General features: G+C 72.5%; 15 protein-coding genes. 10 read left to right on the top strand and 5 right to left on the bottom strand.

Features of this window, described 5'->3' with window-relative positions; genetic code table 11:
* The first annotated feature begins 2 nt into the window (after nucleotides 1-2).
* Both dnaJ and Q8791_RS00195 read left to right on the top strand, forming a co-directional pair.
* Nucleotides 3-1,148, top strand: coding sequence for a molecular chaperone DnaJ (dnaJ, locus tag Q8791_RS00200; RefSeq protein ID WP_330089478.1), 1,146 nt, complete (start codon nucleotides 3-5; stop codon nucleotides 1,146-1,148).
* Nucleotides 1,145-1,882 carry a 16S rRNA (uracil(1498)-N(3))-methyltransferase gene (locus Q8791_RS00195; RefSeq protein ID WP_330089477.1) on the top strand — a complete coding sequence of 246 codons (738 nt, stop codon included), beginning with the start codon at nucleotides 1,145-1,147 and terminating at the stop codon, nucleotides 1,880-1,882. Before dnaJ ends, Q8791_RS00195 begins: the two co-directional genes overlap by 4 nt.
* Nucleotides 1,883-2,026: 144 nt before the next feature.
* Here the strand turns inward: Q8791_RS00195 and Q8791_RS00190 are convergent, their stop codons facing one another.
* Both Q8791_RS00190 and Q8791_RS00185 read right to left on the bottom strand, forming a co-directional pair.
* Nucleotides 2,027-2,758, bottom strand: coding sequence for a hypothetical protein (locus tag Q8791_RS00190; RefSeq protein WP_330089476.1), 732 nt, complete (start codon nucleotides 2,756-2,758; stop codon nucleotides 2,027-2,029).
* On the bottom strand, nucleotides 2,755-3,285 hold the full coding sequence (locus Q8791_RS00185; RefSeq protein WP_330089778.1) for a SigE family RNA polymerase sigma factor: 531 nt from the start codon (nucleotides 3,283-3,285) through the stop codon (nucleotides 2,755-2,757). Before Q8791_RS00185 ends, Q8791_RS00190 begins: the two co-directional genes overlap by 4 nt.
* Nucleotides 3,286-3,627: 342 nt before the next feature.
* Between Q8791_RS00185 and Q8791_RS00180 the strand changes: the two genes are divergently transcribed.
* The 6 genes from Q8791_RS00180 to era all read left to right on the top strand — a co-directional run bounded on the left by Q8791_RS00180 (nucleotide 3,628) and on the right by era (nucleotide 8,803).
* The gene (locus Q8791_RS00180; protein ID WP_330089475.1) at nucleotides 3,628-3,978 is read left to right on the top strand and encodes a histidine triad nucleotide-binding protein; all 351 of its coding nucleotides are present in this window, start codon (nucleotides 3,628-3,630) and stop codon (nucleotides 3,976-3,978) included.
* A 343-nt stretch (nucleotides 3,979-4,321) separates the two neighbouring features.
* Nucleotides 4,322-5,449: a PhoH family protein gene (locus Q8791_RS00175; RefSeq protein ID WP_330089474.1), complete on the top strand. Its 1,128-nt coding sequence runs from the start codon at nucleotides 4,322-4,324 to the stop codon at nucleotides 5,447-5,449.
* A 143-nt stretch (nucleotides 5,450-5,592) separates the two neighbouring features.
* Nucleotides 5,593-6,078, top strand: coding sequence for an rRNA maturation RNase YbeY (gene ybeY, locus Q8791_RS00170; protein ID WP_330089473.1), 486 nt, complete (start codon nucleotides 5,593-5,595; stop codon nucleotides 6,076-6,078).
* Nucleotides 6,078-7,484, top strand: coding sequence for a hemolysin family protein (locus tag Q8791_RS00165; RefSeq protein ID WP_330089472.1), 1,407 nt, complete (start codon nucleotides 6,078-6,080; stop codon nucleotides 7,482-7,484). The genes ybeY and Q8791_RS00165 overlap by 1 nt, the downstream gene beginning before the upstream one ends.
* Entirely contained in the window at nucleotides 7,481-7,825 is a 345-nt protein-coding gene (locus Q8791_RS00160; protein ID WP_330089471.1) for a cytidine deaminase, read from the top strand. Before Q8791_RS00165 ends, Q8791_RS00160 begins: the two co-directional genes overlap by 4 nt.
* A 9-nt stretch (nucleotides 7,826-7,834) precedes the next feature.
* Nucleotides 7,835-8,803 (top strand): GTPase Era, encoded by a 969-nt coding sequence (era, locus tag Q8791_RS00155; RefSeq protein ID WP_330089470.1) that lies wholly within the window; start codon nucleotides 7,835-7,837, stop codon nucleotides 8,801-8,803.
* 65 nt (nucleotides 8,804-8,868) lie between these two features.
* On the opposite strand, the gene Q8791_RS00150 is transcribed toward era, so the two are convergent.
* The gene (locus tag Q8791_RS00150) at nucleotides 8,869-9,603 is read right to left on the bottom strand and encodes an IclR family transcriptional regulator (protein WP_330089469.1); all 735 of its coding nucleotides are present in this window, start codon (nucleotides 9,601-9,603) and stop codon (nucleotides 8,869-8,871) included.
* A gap of 293 nt (nucleotides 9,604-9,896) precedes the next feature.
* On the opposite strand from Q8791_RS00150, the gene Q8791_RS00145 reads away from it, so the two are divergent.
* Both Q8791_RS00145 and allB read left to right on the top strand, forming a co-directional pair.
* Nucleotides 9,897-11,198 (top strand): DUF6986 family protein, encoded by a 1,302-nt coding sequence (locus Q8791_RS00145; RefSeq protein WP_330089468.1) that lies wholly within the window; start codon nucleotides 9,897-9,899, stop codon nucleotides 11,196-11,198.
* Between the two features lie 6 nt (nucleotides 11,199-11,204).
* The gene (gene allB, locus Q8791_RS00140) at nucleotides 11,205-12,554 is read left to right on the top strand and encodes an allantoinase AllB (RefSeq protein WP_330089467.1); all 1,350 of its coding nucleotides are present in this window, start codon (nucleotides 11,205-11,207) and stop codon (nucleotides 12,552-12,554) included.
* An 87-nt stretch (nucleotides 12,555-12,641) separates the two neighbouring features.
* On the opposite strand, the gene alc is transcribed toward allB, so the two are convergent.
* Together alc and Q8791_RS00130 are read right to left on the bottom strand one after the other, a co-directional pair.
* Nucleotides 12,642-13,769: an allantoicase gene (gene alc / locus Q8791_RS00135; protein ID WP_330089466.1), complete on the bottom strand. Its 1,128-nt coding sequence runs from the start codon at nucleotides 13,767-13,769 to the stop codon at nucleotides 12,642-12,644.
* A gap of 86 nt (nucleotides 13,770-13,855) precedes the next feature.
* Nucleotides 13,856-14,782 (bottom strand): LysR family transcriptional regulator, encoded by a 927-nt coding sequence (locus Q8791_RS00130; RefSeq protein ID WP_330089465.1) that lies wholly within the window; start codon nucleotides 14,780-14,782, stop codon nucleotides 13,856-13,858.
* Between the last annotated feature and the right edge of the window lie 116 nt (nucleotides 14,783-14,898).

Raw genomic sequence — 14,898 nt, 5'->3', positions numbered from 1 at the left:
CAGTGGCCAGAGACTATTACCAGGTTCTCGGGGTGCGTCGCGACGCGTCCAAGGACGAGATCAAGAAGGCGTACCGGAGGCTCGCACGCGAGCTCCATCCGGACATCAACCCCGACCCCGCGACGCAGGAGCGCTTCAAGGAGGTGACCCAGGCCTACGAGGTCCTCTCCGACGAGAACAAGCGCCGGATGTTCGACATGGGCCAGGACCCCTACGCTCCCGGCGGAGGCGGCGCGGGAGGCTTCGGCGGCGGCGCGGGCGGCTTCGCCTTCGACGACATCATGAACGCCTTCTTCGGCGGCGGCCAGCCCGGCGGGCGCGGCCCCCGGGACCGGGTCCGGCGCGGTCGGAGCATCAAGATCCGGGTCGAGCTGGACCTGGTGGAGACAGCGTTCGGGGTCAGCAAGGAGATCACCTTCCCCACCGCGATCCTGTGCGAGACGTGCCAGGGCGAGGGGACCGCGGCCGGTTCGCACCGCACCACGTGCGAGATGTGCCACGGGCAGGGCGAGGTCTCCCAGGTCACCCGCTCGTTCCTGGGTCAGGTGATGACCTCCCGTCCCTGTCCGCAGTGCTCGGGGCAGGGCTCGGTCATCACCAACCCGTGCGGCGACTGCGCGGGAGAGGGGCGTGTGCGGGAGAAGGTCACCCGTACCGTCAAGATCCCCGCCGGCGTCGACGACGGCACCCGGATCCAGCTCGCCGGTGAGGGCGAGGTCGGCCCCAACGGCGGCCCCCGCGGCGACATCATCCTGGAGATCATCCAGCGCCCCCACCCCACCTTCGAGCGGCGGGGCGACGACCTGCACTGCACGGTGACCGTCCCCATGACGGCCGCCGCGCTGGGCGCCTCCTTCGCCTTCGACACCCTCGACGGCACCGAGAACATCGACCTGCGTCCGGGCACCAACTCCGGCCACGTCATCACCCTGTCCAACAAGGGCGTCACCCACCTGGACGGCGGCGGCCGGGGCGACCTGCGCATCCGCGTCGACGTGGAGACCCCGGGCAAGCTCGACGAGGAGCAGGAGAACCTTCTCCGCAAGTTCGCCGAGCTGCGCGGTGAGGACCAGTCCCCGGGCCGGTTCAGCCCCGGGCACGGCGGCCTCTTCGCCAAGCTCCGCGACGCCTTCGGCGCCAACAAGTGACACCGCCGGTCTTCCTGGTCGAGACCGCCGACCTGGCGGCCGACCGGGTGACGGTGGACGGCTCCGAGGGGCGCCACGCCGCGGTGGTGCGGCGCATCAGGGAGGGTGAGACCGTCGACCTGTCCGACGGTCTCGGCCTGCGTGCCCGGTGCACGGTGTCCGGCGTGGGCAGGGACCACATCGTCTGCGCGGTGGTGGAGCGCAGCGAGGAGCCGGCGCCCCGCCCCCGCCTGACCGTCGTCCAGGCGCTCCCCAAGGGCGACCGCGGCGAACTGGCCGTGGAGATGATGACCGAGGCCGGGGTCGACACGGTCGTCCCCTGGGCCGCGGAACGCTCCGTCACCCGATGGAAGGGCGACAGGGCCGCCAAGGCCCTGGCCAAGTGGCGCGCCACCGCGAGGGAGGCGGCCAAACAGGCCAGGCGGGGGCGGCTGCCCGAGGTCGCCGACCTCGCGGACCGGTCCGCCGTGGCCGGGCTGCTGGCCGGAGCCGACCTCGGTGTGGTGCTCCACGAGGGCGGGGCAGGGCGCCTGGCCGAACTGGACCTGCCCTCCGGGGACGGGCCGGGGATCGTCGTGGTGGTCGGGCCCGAGGGAGGCTTCTCCGACGCCGAACTCGACGCGTTCGGCGCAGCGGGCGCCGTGCGCGCCCTGCTGGGGCCGAGCGTGCTGCGCACCTCCACCGCCGGGGTCGCCGCCCTGGCGGTGCTCCAGGCCCGTACCGGACGCTGGTAGCGGGCGGGGCGGACACGGCCCCTTCCGGCGCGCAACGGCGCCGGGCCGGAGGGTCGCAGTGCACGGACGGGACGACGGACGAGGCGCCCGGGGAGATCTCCCCGGGCGCCTCGTCCGTCCTGCCCGGTGGGCCGGGCCGGTGCGTCAGTTCTCCGTCACGGTCCGGTTGCTGCTGGTGTCGCTGCCGGGGACGCCGGGACCGCTGCCGGAGGTCTCCTCGCCGCCGCCGCTGCCCTCGTCCCCGCCGCCGGTGCCGGGGGTCTCCACGCCTCCGCCGCCGTTGCCGCCCTCGTCGCCGCCGCCCTCGCCGGCGGTCGGCTCCTCGCTCGGCTCACAGCCGTCCTCCGAGGGGGACCGGTCGTCCTTCGCCTCCGCGGACGGGGTGGGCGAGGGCAGGGTGTCGTCCTCGGAGGGCGGACACGTGGACGTGGACTCGAAGCCCTCCTCGGCCGGGTCCTCCTCCTCGCCGGGAACGGGAGGGCTCTCGGCGTCGTCCAGGGGTTCCGCCGACTGCTGCGTGGTCCCCTCGGTGGAGTCGGAGGAGGGGTCGGGGGCCGCGACGCCGCCGCCGTCCTCGTCGTGCTCGGGCGGAGTGCCGTGGCGGTCGGCGCCCGCCGGGACGAACTCCAGCACCTGGTCGCGGACCTGGGGGCTGGACATGATCACCGAGGCGGCGATCATCACGGCTCCCGCGACCGCCGCCACCGGTCGTAGCCAGGGCAGGCCGAACCAGGAGACGCCGCGGTTCCGGTCCGTCCGGTCGCGGATGAGGTTGAGGGCCTCCGGCGAGGGCGCGACCGCGTCCGCCTCGGATCTGAGGACCTGGCGCAGCCGCTCCTCGAACGCGTCGTTCATCGGATCTGTCGGGCCGGTCATGTCGTCTGCTCCAGGACAGAGCGGAGAGAGGAGATGCCACGGGACGTGTGGCTCTTCACCGCGCCGCGGCTGATCCCCATCGCGTCCGCGATCTGAGCCTCTGACAGGTCGCCGTAGTACCGGAGCACGATGGCCTCTCGCTGACGGGTGGGTAGTTTGCGCAGAGCACGGATGACCGCCTCCCGCTCCAACAGGTTCAGTGCGCCGTGTTCGGCGCTGGGGGCGTCGGGTAGGGCCTTGGGGGCGTGCTTCTCCACCACCGCCCGGTGGCGGAGCACGGACCGGGCCTTGTTCACCACTGCCTGACGAAGGTAGGACAGGGCCTTGTTCGGGTCGCGCAGGCGACGCCATGCGGCGTGCATCGCGACGAACGAGTCCTGGACAACCTCCTCCGCGGTCGCGTGGTCGCGGACGAGCAGGGCTGCGAGCCGAACGAGTGGACGGTAGTGCTCCCTGTAGAGCTCCGTCACGGCATGGTCGGCGTCCCACTCCACTGAGAGCGGAGCCGTGGCGGCTCCGGCCACCATCGTTTCTGTCGTCACTTCAGTTCGACGCACACCCTTGTCGCGGGGTTTACGAAAGGGCATACCTCTTCTTTTCCAGGTAGACGCGCGTTTCAATCCGAACACGTGGGGACCGGTCCGCCGGTGGACGTTTCCGACGACCCGCCGCGCACGGGTGGAAGACTATCGCGACTGGGACGGAGGCCGCCGCCGAACCGGCTTCCAGGCCGGGCGTGAGGCCTCCTTCGGAAAGGGCCGCCCACCACCGACCTGCGGCATCATGGTCCCGGACAATCCCGGACGGCGGCCGTTCCGCGGCCGCGCACACACCACGAACACACCACGGACACACCAAGGAGGTTCGCGATGGCCCACGAGGACTGCCTCTTCTGCAAGATCGTGAAGGGGGAGGTGCCCGCCGAGATCGTCCGCGAGGGCGAGCGGACCCTCGCCTTCCGCGACATCAACCCCCAGGCCCCCACACACGTGCTGATCGTCCCGCGCGAGCACCACGCCGACGCCGCCGCCGCGGCGGCCGAGGGCACCGGTCTGCTGGACCAGATCACCAGCGACGCCCACGAGGTGGCCCTGGCGGAGGGCATCGCCGAGACCGGGTACCGGCTGGTGTTCAACACCGGGAGCGGGGCCGGGCAGACGGTCTTCCACCTCCACGCCCACCTCCTGGGCGGCCGCGGGCTCAACTGGCCTCCCGGATAGGGGACCGCCCGCCCGGGACCCCCTCCGCACACTGCTCCGGGGCCCGGGCGCGGGGGCGGGCGGGAACCCTCCGGAGCCCGCTGTGCTCCGCCGCTCCCCGCGCCGTCCCGCGCTCCCTCTCCGGCGCCGCCGTCCACAGGCCGAATAACCCATCGAGCGGGCCGTGGACGCCTTGGTAGACTCGTGACCGTGGGCTCCGAGGGTCCGGTGGGACTCCAGTGGAACACCGGCGAGGAGCCGCACCCGGCGCCCCGCACGGTGCCGGGGCCGTCCAGGAGGCGCCGCGCCGGCCCAGGCCGGGGCGCCCGATCGAAGGGTAGGACAGCGGCCGCAAGGCCACATCATGGCCGAGACAACGCACACGCACCCGCGACGGGACACACAGGTCAAGGTCGTGGTGCCCGACGAGCACACGATGATCAGCCTGCTCGGCTCGGGGGACGAACTCCTCAGGGCGTTGGAGCGGGCCTTCGACAGTGACATCCACGTCCGCGGCAACGAGTTCACCATCAGCGGCACCCCCGAGGAGACCACTGTCGTGGTCCGCCTCGTCGAGGAGCTGATCGAACTCGCCAAGAGCGGCACGCACGTCACCCCCGACACCATCGAGCGCATGGTCCACATGCTGGCGGCGCCCGGGTCGGAGCGGCCCGCGGACGTGCTCACCACCAACATCCTGTCCAACCGCGGCAAGACCATCCGGCCCAAGACGCTCAACCAGAAGCGCTACGTCGACACCATCGACCGCAGCACCGTGGTGTTCGGCATCGGGCCCGCGGGCACCGGCAAGACCTACCTGGCCATGGCCAAGGCGGTCAAGGCGCTCCAGGACAAAGAGGTCAACCGGATCATCCTGACCCGTCCCGCCGTGGAGGCGGGGGAGCGCCTCGGCTTCCTGCCGGGCACGCTCTACGACAAGATCGACCCCTACCTGCGTCCCCTCTACGACGCCCTGCACGACATGCTCGACCCCGACTCCATCCCCAAGCTGATGGCCGCCGGGACGATCGAGGTCGCGCCCCTGGCGTACATGAGGGGCCGGACCCTGAACGACTCCTTCATCATCCTGGACGAGGCCCAGAACACCTCGCCCGAGCAGATGAAGATGTTCCTCACGCGTCTGGGCTTCGGCTCCCGGATCGTGGTCACCGGTGACGTCACCCAGGTGGACCTGCCCGGCGGGCAGGCCAGCGGACTGCGGACCATCGAGACGATCCTGAGTGACATCGATGACATCGCATTCTGTCGGCTGACCAGCGAGGACGTCGTCCGGCACAAGCTCGTGGGGAAGATCGTCGACGCCTACGGGCGTTACGACGCCCTCCGGGACGACCGCCAGGGCGACCGCAGGGGCAACCGCCGGGGCTCCGGAGGAGGCCGCTCCAGGGGCCTGTCCCCGCGCAGCGACCCCTCCGACACCCCGAAGGAGCCGGGGACGGGGAGCAGCCGCCCCGGGGAGCGGGCAGACTGAGGTAGTACGGCATTCGCACCGGTGGGTCCGTGAGTAGGCGGGCCCACCGGTTCGGGTGTCCCGGGTGCGGGCCGGAGACGGCGCACCCACCGGCCGGGCGCGCCGCCCGGCCGAGACGATTCCAAGTGAGGCAGCCCCAACAGATGAGTATCGACGTCGCCAACGAGTCCGGCGTCACCACCGTGGACGAGGAGCGACTCTCCCGCCTGGCCCGGCACGTGCTCGACGCCATGCGCGTCCACCCCCTGGCCGAGCTGTCCGTCGTGCTGGTGGACGAGGGACCCATGACCGACCTGCACGTGCGGTGGATGGACGAACCGGGCCCCACCGACGTGCTCTCCTTCCCCATGGACGAGCTGCGCCCCGGCGGCCCCGGCCGGACCAGTGAACCCGGTGTCCTCGGTGACGTGATCATCTGCCCGCAGGTGGCGGAGCGCCAGGCCGAGAAGGCCGGGCACAGCACCCGGGCCGAGATCGACCTGCTGTGCACCCACGGCATCCTGCACCTGCTGGGCTACGACCACGCCGAGCCCGACGAGCACAAGGAGATGTTCGGCCTCCAGGGCGAGATCCTCGCGGCCTGGCGTGAGCGGGAGACGGCGGAGACCGCAGGGGACGAGAGCTCCTGATGAGACCCCTGATGTGGCCTGACGTCGCTCCCATGACCACGGGCGAGCCCGCCGAGTGGATCTCCGCCTTCGCGATCGCACTGGTGCTGACCGCGGTGGCCGGGTTCCTGGTGGCGGCGGAGGTCGCCGTCACCCGGGTCATGTCCGTGGGCCTTCCCGAGGCGACCGGAGCCGAGCGCGCCGCCAGGACCGGCGGACTCTGGGGCAAGGTGGCCGCAGACCCCACCCGCCACCTCAACGTGCTGCTCTTCCTGCGCGTGGTGTGCGAGGTGTGCGCGGTCATCGCGGCCGTCATGGGGATGGTGTTCCTCCTCGGGCTGGGGTGGCCCGCCCTCGCGCTCACCGCCGTGGCGATGGTCGTCGTGGAGTCGGTGCTGATCGCGATCGCGCCGCGCATCCTCGGACGGCAGTTCGCCGGTCCGGTGGCCCGTGCGAGCGCGGCGGTCGTCTACCCGGTCCAGGTCGTGGTGGGTCCGCTCGCCCAGCTCCTGGTCGGCGCGGGCCGTGCCATCACCCCGCGCGGCAAGGGCGACCGCGAGGGGCCGTTCAGCACCGAGGTGGAGCTGCGGCAGCTGGTCGACCTCGCCGAGCAGGGGGAGGTGATCGACGCCGAGGAGCGGCAGATGATCCACTCCGTCTTCAAGCTCGACGACACCTCCGTGCGCGAGGTCATGGTGCCCCGCCCGGACATCGTGTTCACGAGCCGCGAGGCCGACGCCGACGCGGTCCTCACCCTGGCGCTGGGGAGCGGCTACTCGCGGATCCCCGTGACCGGCGAGGACGAGGACGACGTCGTCGGCATCGTCTACCTCAAGGACCTGGTGGACCAGCTCCGCGACCGCTGGGCGGCGGCCGCGGGCAGTGCCGGGGCGGACGTGCCGCTCACCGCGGCCGACGTGATGCGCCCGGCGACCTACGTCCCCGACACCAAGCCCATCGACGAGCTGCTCCGCGAGATGCAGCAGCAGCGCAACCACGTCGCGGTGGCCATCGACGAGTACGGCGGCACGGCGGGCCTGGTCACGCTGGAGGACATCGTGGAGGAGATCGTCGGGGAGATCACCGACGAGTACGACCACGAGATCCCGCCGGTGGACTGGCTGGACGACGACCGGGTGCGCGTGACGGCCCGGCTGCCGCTGGGCGAGCTCGACGAGCTGTTCCCGGACCGGGACCTCGACGTCCCGGACGTGGAGACCGTCGGCGGACTCGTCGCGTTCGTGCTGGGCCGGGTCCCGGTCGGCGGAGCCCAGGCCGAATACGCTGGACTGAGGCTCACCCTCGAGGGCAAGAGCAGCCGCCGGAACCGGATGACGACGGTCCTGGTGGAGCGTCTGCCCGCCGAGGGCGCCGAGGCGTCGGACGGCCGGGGCCGGAACGAGGACGTAAGGAGCACTGACCAGTGACGGAGACGACGGGGCTCGGCCCCGAGGACGGCAAGCTCATCACCCTCGCACGGGCCTCCCGGGCCCGCAACGCGGCGGCGGAGGGCGCGGCTGTGCGCGACGAGACGGGGCGCACGTACGTGGCCACGACGGTGTCGCTGCCCTCCCTGCGGCTGACGGCGCTGCAGGCGGCCGTGGCCGCGGCCGCCTCCAGCGAGGCCTCCGCCCTGGAGGCGGCGGTGGTCGTCACCGAGGCCGAGGAACTGACCGAGGACGACCGCGCGGTGGCGGACGACCTGAAGACCCAGGTGGTGGTGATCGCCACCCCTGACGGGGTGCCCGCGAGCATCACCCGGCGCTGAGAAGGACCGATGAACGACCTCGACCTCGAGAAGCTGCGCATCCCGCTGCCGGCGCCCTCCCACCCGGAGGGTTTCCGCAGCGGCTTCGCCTGCTTCGTGGGCCGCCCGAACGTGGGCAAGTCCACGCTGATGAACGCGCTGGTCGGGCAGAAGGTGGCGATCACCAGCAACCGGCCGCAGACCACGCGGCGCACGGTGCGCGGTATCGTGCACCGGCCCGACGCCCAGCTGATCATCGTGGACACCCCCGGTCTGCACAAGCCGCGCACCCTGCTGGGCGAGCGGCTGGACTCGCTGGTGCGGTCCACCCTGGTCGAGGTGGACGTGATCGCCTTCTGCCTGCCCGCCAACGAGCCGATCGGCCGGGGTGACACCTACATCGCCAAGGAGCTGGCGGAGCAGCGCAACACCCCGGTGGTCGCCCTGGTCACCAAGACCGACCTGGTCGACAAGGAGGCCGTGGGCAAGCACCTGATGGCGGTGGACGAGCTGGGGGACTGGGCCGACATCGTCCCGGTGTCCGCGCAGGGCGCGTTCCAGCTGGACACCGTGACCGACGTGCTGTGCTCGCACCTGCCGGAGGGGCCGCCGCTGTACCCGGACGGCGACCTGACCGACGAGCCCGACGAGATGCTCGTGGCCGAGCTGGTCCGCGAGGCCGCCCTGGAGGGCGTGCGCGACGAGCTGCCGCACTCCATCGCGGTGGTCGTGGACGAGATGTTCCAGCGGGAGAACACCCGTCCGGGCAAGGAGCTGGTGGACATCTACGCGTCGCTGTACGTGGAGCGCCCCAGCCAGAAGGCGATCGTCATCGGGTCCAAGGGCTCGCGCCTGCGGGACGTGGGTTCGCGGGCCCGCAAGCAGATCGAGGGCCTGCTGGGCCAGCGGGTGTTCCTCGACCTGCGGGTGCGCGTGGCCAAGGACTGGCAGCGCGACCCCAAGCAGCTGCGCAAGCTGGGCTTCGACCAGCAGACGTAGACCCTCGCGCGCAAGGGGCGGACCGGCTTCGGCCGGTCCGCCCCTTCGTCCGTCCCCGGTACGGGTCAGGCCTGGTTGTTGAGGTCCGTGGCGAGCATGGCCGCGCAGCGCTGCACGATCGGCGCGGCGCGCTCCACGAACTCCCAGCTCACGCGGGCCTCCGGGCCGGAGACGGACACCGCCATGCCCGACGGGGCGCCCGTGACCGGGACCGCGACGCAGCGCACGCCGATCTCCTGCTCGCCGTCGTCGATGGCGAACCCCTGGTCGCGGACCCTGTGCAGCTCGGTGACGAACCGCTCGGGCTCGGTGATGGTGCGGTCGGTGGCCGCGGGCATCCCGGTGCGGCGCACCGTGGCCAGGGCCTCCTCGTCGCCCAACTGCGAGAGCAGTGCCTTGCCGACCCCGGCGGAGTGCGGCAGCACGCGGCGGCCGACCTCGGTGAACATGCGCATGGCGTGCGGGGAGGGGACCTGCGCCACGTAGATGACCTTGTCGCCGTCCAGCATGGCCAGGTTGGCGGTCTCGCCCAGGTCCTCCACCAACTGCGCCAGGTGCGGCCTGGCCCAGGTGCCGAGCATCTGCGAGGCCTTGTCGCCCAGGCCGATGAGCCGGGGGCCGAGCGCGTAGCGGCGGGACGGGAGCTGGCGCACGTACCCGTTGCCCACCAGGGTGCGGATGATGCGGTGGATGGTCGGAAGCGGCAGGCCGGAGGACTCGGCCAGCTGGCTCAGCGAGGTCTCGCCGCCGGCCTCCGCCATGATCTCCAGCAGGGAGAAGGCGCGGTCGAGTGACTGCACGCCACCGGAGCGCCCGCGTTTGCCCGATTCGTCGGTGATTAGAGAGGTCTGTGGGACTGACAACGGACGCGCTCCCATGGGCCGTGGCGTGGGTTCAGGCTCTTGCTTCTGCGATACGAAAACTGGTTCCCGGCATCAGTGTCTTCTATAGCACGGGCTAAACCAGCTGTCCGAGTGTTCCGGCCCGCTGTGATCCGAGCATCCCGGACTACCCCATGGTCTCTCTTGTTCTTCCGGATTGCAAAAGTTAGCATCCACGATAGGAAAAACTTCGCTTGGGAGAGGACACACACGTGGAAGAGGACCGGTCCGACATCCGTCGCACGGAGCCCGATCTCGACCTGGACGTGCTCACCGCCGGGTTGAACGCGCGCCTCGCCGACGCGGACGCCCGGCTCGCCCTCGCCTACCCCGGCTCCTCCGGAGCCCGGCAGCCGGTGCACACCGTGTACGTCCCGGCGGACCGGGTGCGGCCCGGTCTCGGAGCCGAATGGGGAAGGGACGCGGCGGCCTCGCTGGCCGAGTACGCGCCGACGGCCGCCCACCTGGCGGCGGCGACGGGGACCGACGAGGCCGCGGTGTCCGAGATCCTTCCCCGGCTGAGGGACAAGCTCGCCTCCGAGCCGGTCGAGGACCTGCGCGCCGACCTGGAGGACGGCTACGGCGACCGGGGCGACGAGGTCGAGGACGCCGACGTGGTCTCGGCGGCCCGCGCCCTCTCGGCCGACCTGGCAGCCGGGCAGGCCCCGCCCCACTTCGGCATCCGCATGAAGGGCATGGAGGCCGCCGGGCGCGCCCGGGGGGCCCGCAGCCTCGCGCTGTTCCTGCGCACCCTCCTGGAGGAGAACGGCGCGCTTCCCGGCAACCTGGTCCTCACCCTGCCCAAGATCACCTCGGTGGAGCAGGTCGAGGCCATGGTGTGGCTCACCGACGAGTTGGAGAAGCGCCTCGGCCTGGACGCGGGACGGCTGCGCTTCGAGCTGCAGATCGAGACGCCGCAGTCGATCCTGCTCCCCGACGGCACCGCCGCTGTCGCCCGCATGATCCACGCGGGGCAGGGCCGGGTCAGCGCCCTGCACTACGGGACCTACGACTACAGCGCCGCCTGCGGGGTCACCGCCGCCTACCAGAGCATGGCCCACCCGGTCGCGGACCACGCCAAGGCCGTCATGCAGGTGGCCGCGGCCGGTACCGGCGTGTGGCTCTCGGACGGGTCGACCAACATGCTGCCCGTGGGAGCGCCCGAGGAGGTGCACTCCGCCTGGAGGCTGCACGCCTCCCTGGTCCGCCGCTCCCTGGAACGCGGTTTCTACCAGGGGTGGGACCTGCACCCGCACCAGCTGGTCACCCGGTACCTGGCCACCTACGCCTTCTACCGGGAGGCCTTCGCCCCCGCGGCCGCCCGGCTCCGGGCCTACCTCGGAGCCGTCGCCGGAGGGGTGCTGGACGAGCCGGCCACCGCGCAGGCCCTGGCCTCCGCCCTGGTCAGCGGGGTACGCTGCGGGGCCCTGGACGAGGCCGAGGTCGCCGAGGCCACCGGAGCCGAGACGGCGACCCTGGTCGGTCTGGCCACACGACGCGTCGGACAGGAGTAGCGACACATGACCCGACACGATCTCGCCGTACGTGCCCGCAGAGCCGTCACCCCCGAGGGGGAGCGCCCGGTCACCGTCGGGGTGCGCGACGGCAGGGTGGTGGACATCCTCGTCGGCGACCGCGCCCCGCTGATCGCCCGCAGGGAGATCACCCTCGCCGACGACGAAGTCCTGCTTCCCGGCCTGGTCGACACCCACGTGCACGTCAACGAACCGGGACGCACCGAGTGGGAGGGGTTCGCCTCGGCCACCGGCGCCGCCGCCCTGGGCGGTGTCACGACCCTGCTCGACATGCCCCTGAACAGCGTGCCCCCGACCACCACCGTCGCGGGACTGGACGCCAAGCGGGCCGCCGCCGAGGGCAAGCTCGCCGTGGACGTGGGGTTCTGGGGAGGTGCGGTCCCCGAGAACAGCGGCCCCGGCGGCACGAAGGAACTGGCCGCGCTCTGGGAACGGGGCGTCTTCGGGTTCAAGGCGTTCCTGTCCCCGTCGGGGGTGGACGAGTTCGGCCACCTCTCCCCGGACGAGCTGCTGACCGCCGCCGAGGCCGTCGGCGGGTTCGGCGGCAGGATCATCGTGCACGCCGAGGACCCCGCCGTGCTGGAGGCGGCGCCGCCCGCAGCCGGACGCGACTACGCCGACTTCCTGGCGTCGCGTCCCGACACCGCCGAGCACGAGGCGATCGCGCGGGTGATCGACGTGGCGCGGCGCACGGGCACCAGGGCGCACATCCTGCACCTGTCCAGCGCCTCCGCGCTTCCGCTGATCGCCCGGGCCAGGGCGGACGGCGTGCCCCTGACGGTGGAGACCTGCCCGCACTACCTCACCCTGGAGGCCGAGGCGGTGCCCGCCGGGGCCACGCAGTTCAAGTGCTGCCCGCCCATCCGCGACTCCGCCAACCGGGACCTCCTGTGGCGTGCGCTCCAGGACGGACTGGTCGACTGCGTGGTCAGCGACCACTCACCGAGCACCCCCGACCTGAAGGCCCTGGACACCGGTGACTTCGGGACCGCGTGGGGCGGTGTGTCGGGGCTCCAGGTGGGTTTCGCGGCCGTGTGGACGGAGGCGCGCCGCCGCGGCGTGGCCCTGGTGGACGTGGTGCGGTGGATGTCCTCGGGGCCCGCGCGGGTGGCCGGGGTGCGCAACAAGGGTGCGATCGCCGTGGGACACGACGCCGACTTCGCGGTGGTCGCCCCCGAGGAGCCCTTCCGGGTGGACGTCCGGGCGCTCCGGCACCGCAACCCGGTGAGCCCCTACGACGGGGCGGAGCTGGTGGGACGCGTGCGCCGCACCGTCCTGCGGGGCGAGGACGTCGGGCCGACCGGCACGGGCGGGCGGATGCTGGTCCGGGACTGAGGCCGGTCCGAGGCGGCTTCCCGTCCACGGCGCCCCGCCGGGGACGGGACCGGGGGCGCGTGTTCCGCGCGGTGCGCGTCCCGGCGGTCAGCCCTGGAGGGCACTCCAGCGTCGGGTGAGGTCGGCGGTGCCGGACCCGGTCAGGGATCCGTAGACGTTCAGGCGGGCGATGCCACCGTCGGGGAACACGTCGGTGCGCACGTGGGTGGCCGTGACGGGGGTGTCCAGGACGAAGCGGTGGGCGCTGTCGGGCTGGAGCCGGGTCCGGCCCACGATCTCGAACCACGCGTCCGGGTCGTCCGACCCCGCGTCCCGTCCCAGGACCGCCACCCAGCCGGCGGAGTTGCCCTTGAGGTAGGCGGTGTCGATCTCCAGCGCGCGGACGGTGGCCTGGGCGGTGAGGCGGAAGCGCACCCAGTCGTGCCCGGTGTCGCGGCGCCGGCGGTTCTCCCAGCCGTCGTCCATCTTCTGCGAGCGCCCCGGGAGGATGATGTTGTTGGGCGAGGAGTAGAAGCGGTCCGAGGCGTCCTCGACCGTGCCGCCGTTGACCAGGGCCGCCAGGTCGAAGCCGCCCAGGGACGCCAGCCAGGCGGGGTCGGCCACGGGGTCGCCGTACACGCGCAGGCGCGCGACCCCGCCGTCGGGGAACTGCTTGAGGCGCAGGTGGGTCCACCGTCGTTCGGCGGCCACCGCGAAGTCGTTGGCGGCGTGTCCGTGGACGGGTACACGCGGCACGATCTCGGTCCACTCGGCGGCCAGGAGCTCGTCGGTGGAAGGCGTGCCGACCAGGTGGGCCGCCTCGACGGACACCTCGGTGGGGTGGTTGCCGCGGAAGTGCGCCGTGTCGACGACCAGCCCGCGGACGACGCCGGGCAGGCCGAGGCGGACGAGGGCCCAGTCGTGGTCGTCGGCGGCGGGGTGGGGCTCCTCGGCGCCGGAGCCGCGCCGGCGCCTGGTCTCCCAGCCGTCCATGACCTTGCCCTTGTGTCCGAAGGCGTGGGGGTCGAACGCCGCGCGGTCGGGCTTGAGGAGGTTCTCGCGCTGGGCGAAGAACTCGTCGTTGGCGGCGACGACGCCGCCCCCCAGCCGTCGGTCGGCCAGGTCGACGAGGCCGGAGAAGTCGTGTTCGCCGTCCCGGTAGTCGGCGTAGGGGTCTCCGCCAGCGTAGGGCTGGGCGTTGTAGTCGCGCGGGTCGAAGGGGCGGGCTCGGCTCATGTCTCTCCCGGGATGGAGGTCGTCGGACGCTTTCAGGGTCCCAAGAGAAACCGGTAACTTCTAGCGAAACTTTGTGATCACTCTGTTCAGTTGAGCTGAACGCTTGTGCCGCCGAGCCCCGCGGCCGTCTGCGCCAGGGCGCCCAGCACCGCGGCGATCCGCGGGTGCTCCCCGGCACCCGACCGGACGGCGGTCACCACGTGGCGGCGCGGCTGGTCGGGGTGCGTGACCCGCAGGCCGACCCCGGGGGAGCCGGACGCGTCGGCCAGGCGCGGGACCAGGGCGACGCCCATGCCGGCGGCGACCATGTCGAGGATGGCCCTCCAGTCGGAGGCCACGTGCGCCTGTTCGGGCACGAACCCCGCCTGGGCGCAGGCGGAGAGCGTGATGTCCCGCCAGGGGCCGGACGCCCCGTAGATCCAGGGCTCGTCGGAGAGGTCGCGCAGGCGCAGGGCACGGGCCGAAGCGAGGCGGTGGTGCGCGGGGAGGGCCACGTCCAGGGGGTCCGTGAGGAGTTCGCGCCGGTCGTGGCGGCCGTCGTGCGCGGACGGCGCCTGGGCGGCCAGGGACAGGCCGACGTCGATCTCGCCCGCCGAGAGGAGGTCGTAGACCTCGGCGGCGTCGGCCTGGTGCACCTTCGTCGTCAGGCCGGGGTACTCGCGGCGGAGGGCGTTCAGGGCGGGGACCACGAGGCGGGGGATGGCCGTGGCGAAGGCGCCGACGCGCACGTGCCCGATCTCGCCCCGGACGAACCCGTCCAGCTCGGCCTCGGCCCGTTCCAGCTGGGCCAGCACGATGTCGGTGTGCCTGAGCAGGACGTGCGCGGCGTCGGTGAGGCGGACCCGCCTCCCGTGCGCCTCCAACAGCGCCACCCCCACCTGGTGCGAGAGGGAGGAGAGCTGTTGGGAGACGGCGGACGGCGTCATGCTCAGGGCCTCCGCGGTCGCCCTGACGGTCCCGAACTCCTCGAGGGCGCGGAGAACACGGAGTTTGCGGAGGTCCCAGTCGGTCACCTCCCAGGAATACCATTCGGCGCCCCCGAACGGAATCCGCGGTTCCGTGCGGTCCGCGGGGCGGGGCGCCTGTCCAGCGGCGCCCGCCCCGCGGACCGGGAGACGCCCGCTCCGGC

This window comes from Nocardiopsis codii (assembly GCF_036327455.1).
Lineage (GTDB): Bacteria > Actinomycetota > Actinomycetes > Streptosporangiales > Streptosporangiaceae > Nocardiopsis > Nocardiopsis codii.
This window is presented reverse-complemented; position numbering and strand designations above follow the sequence as displayed.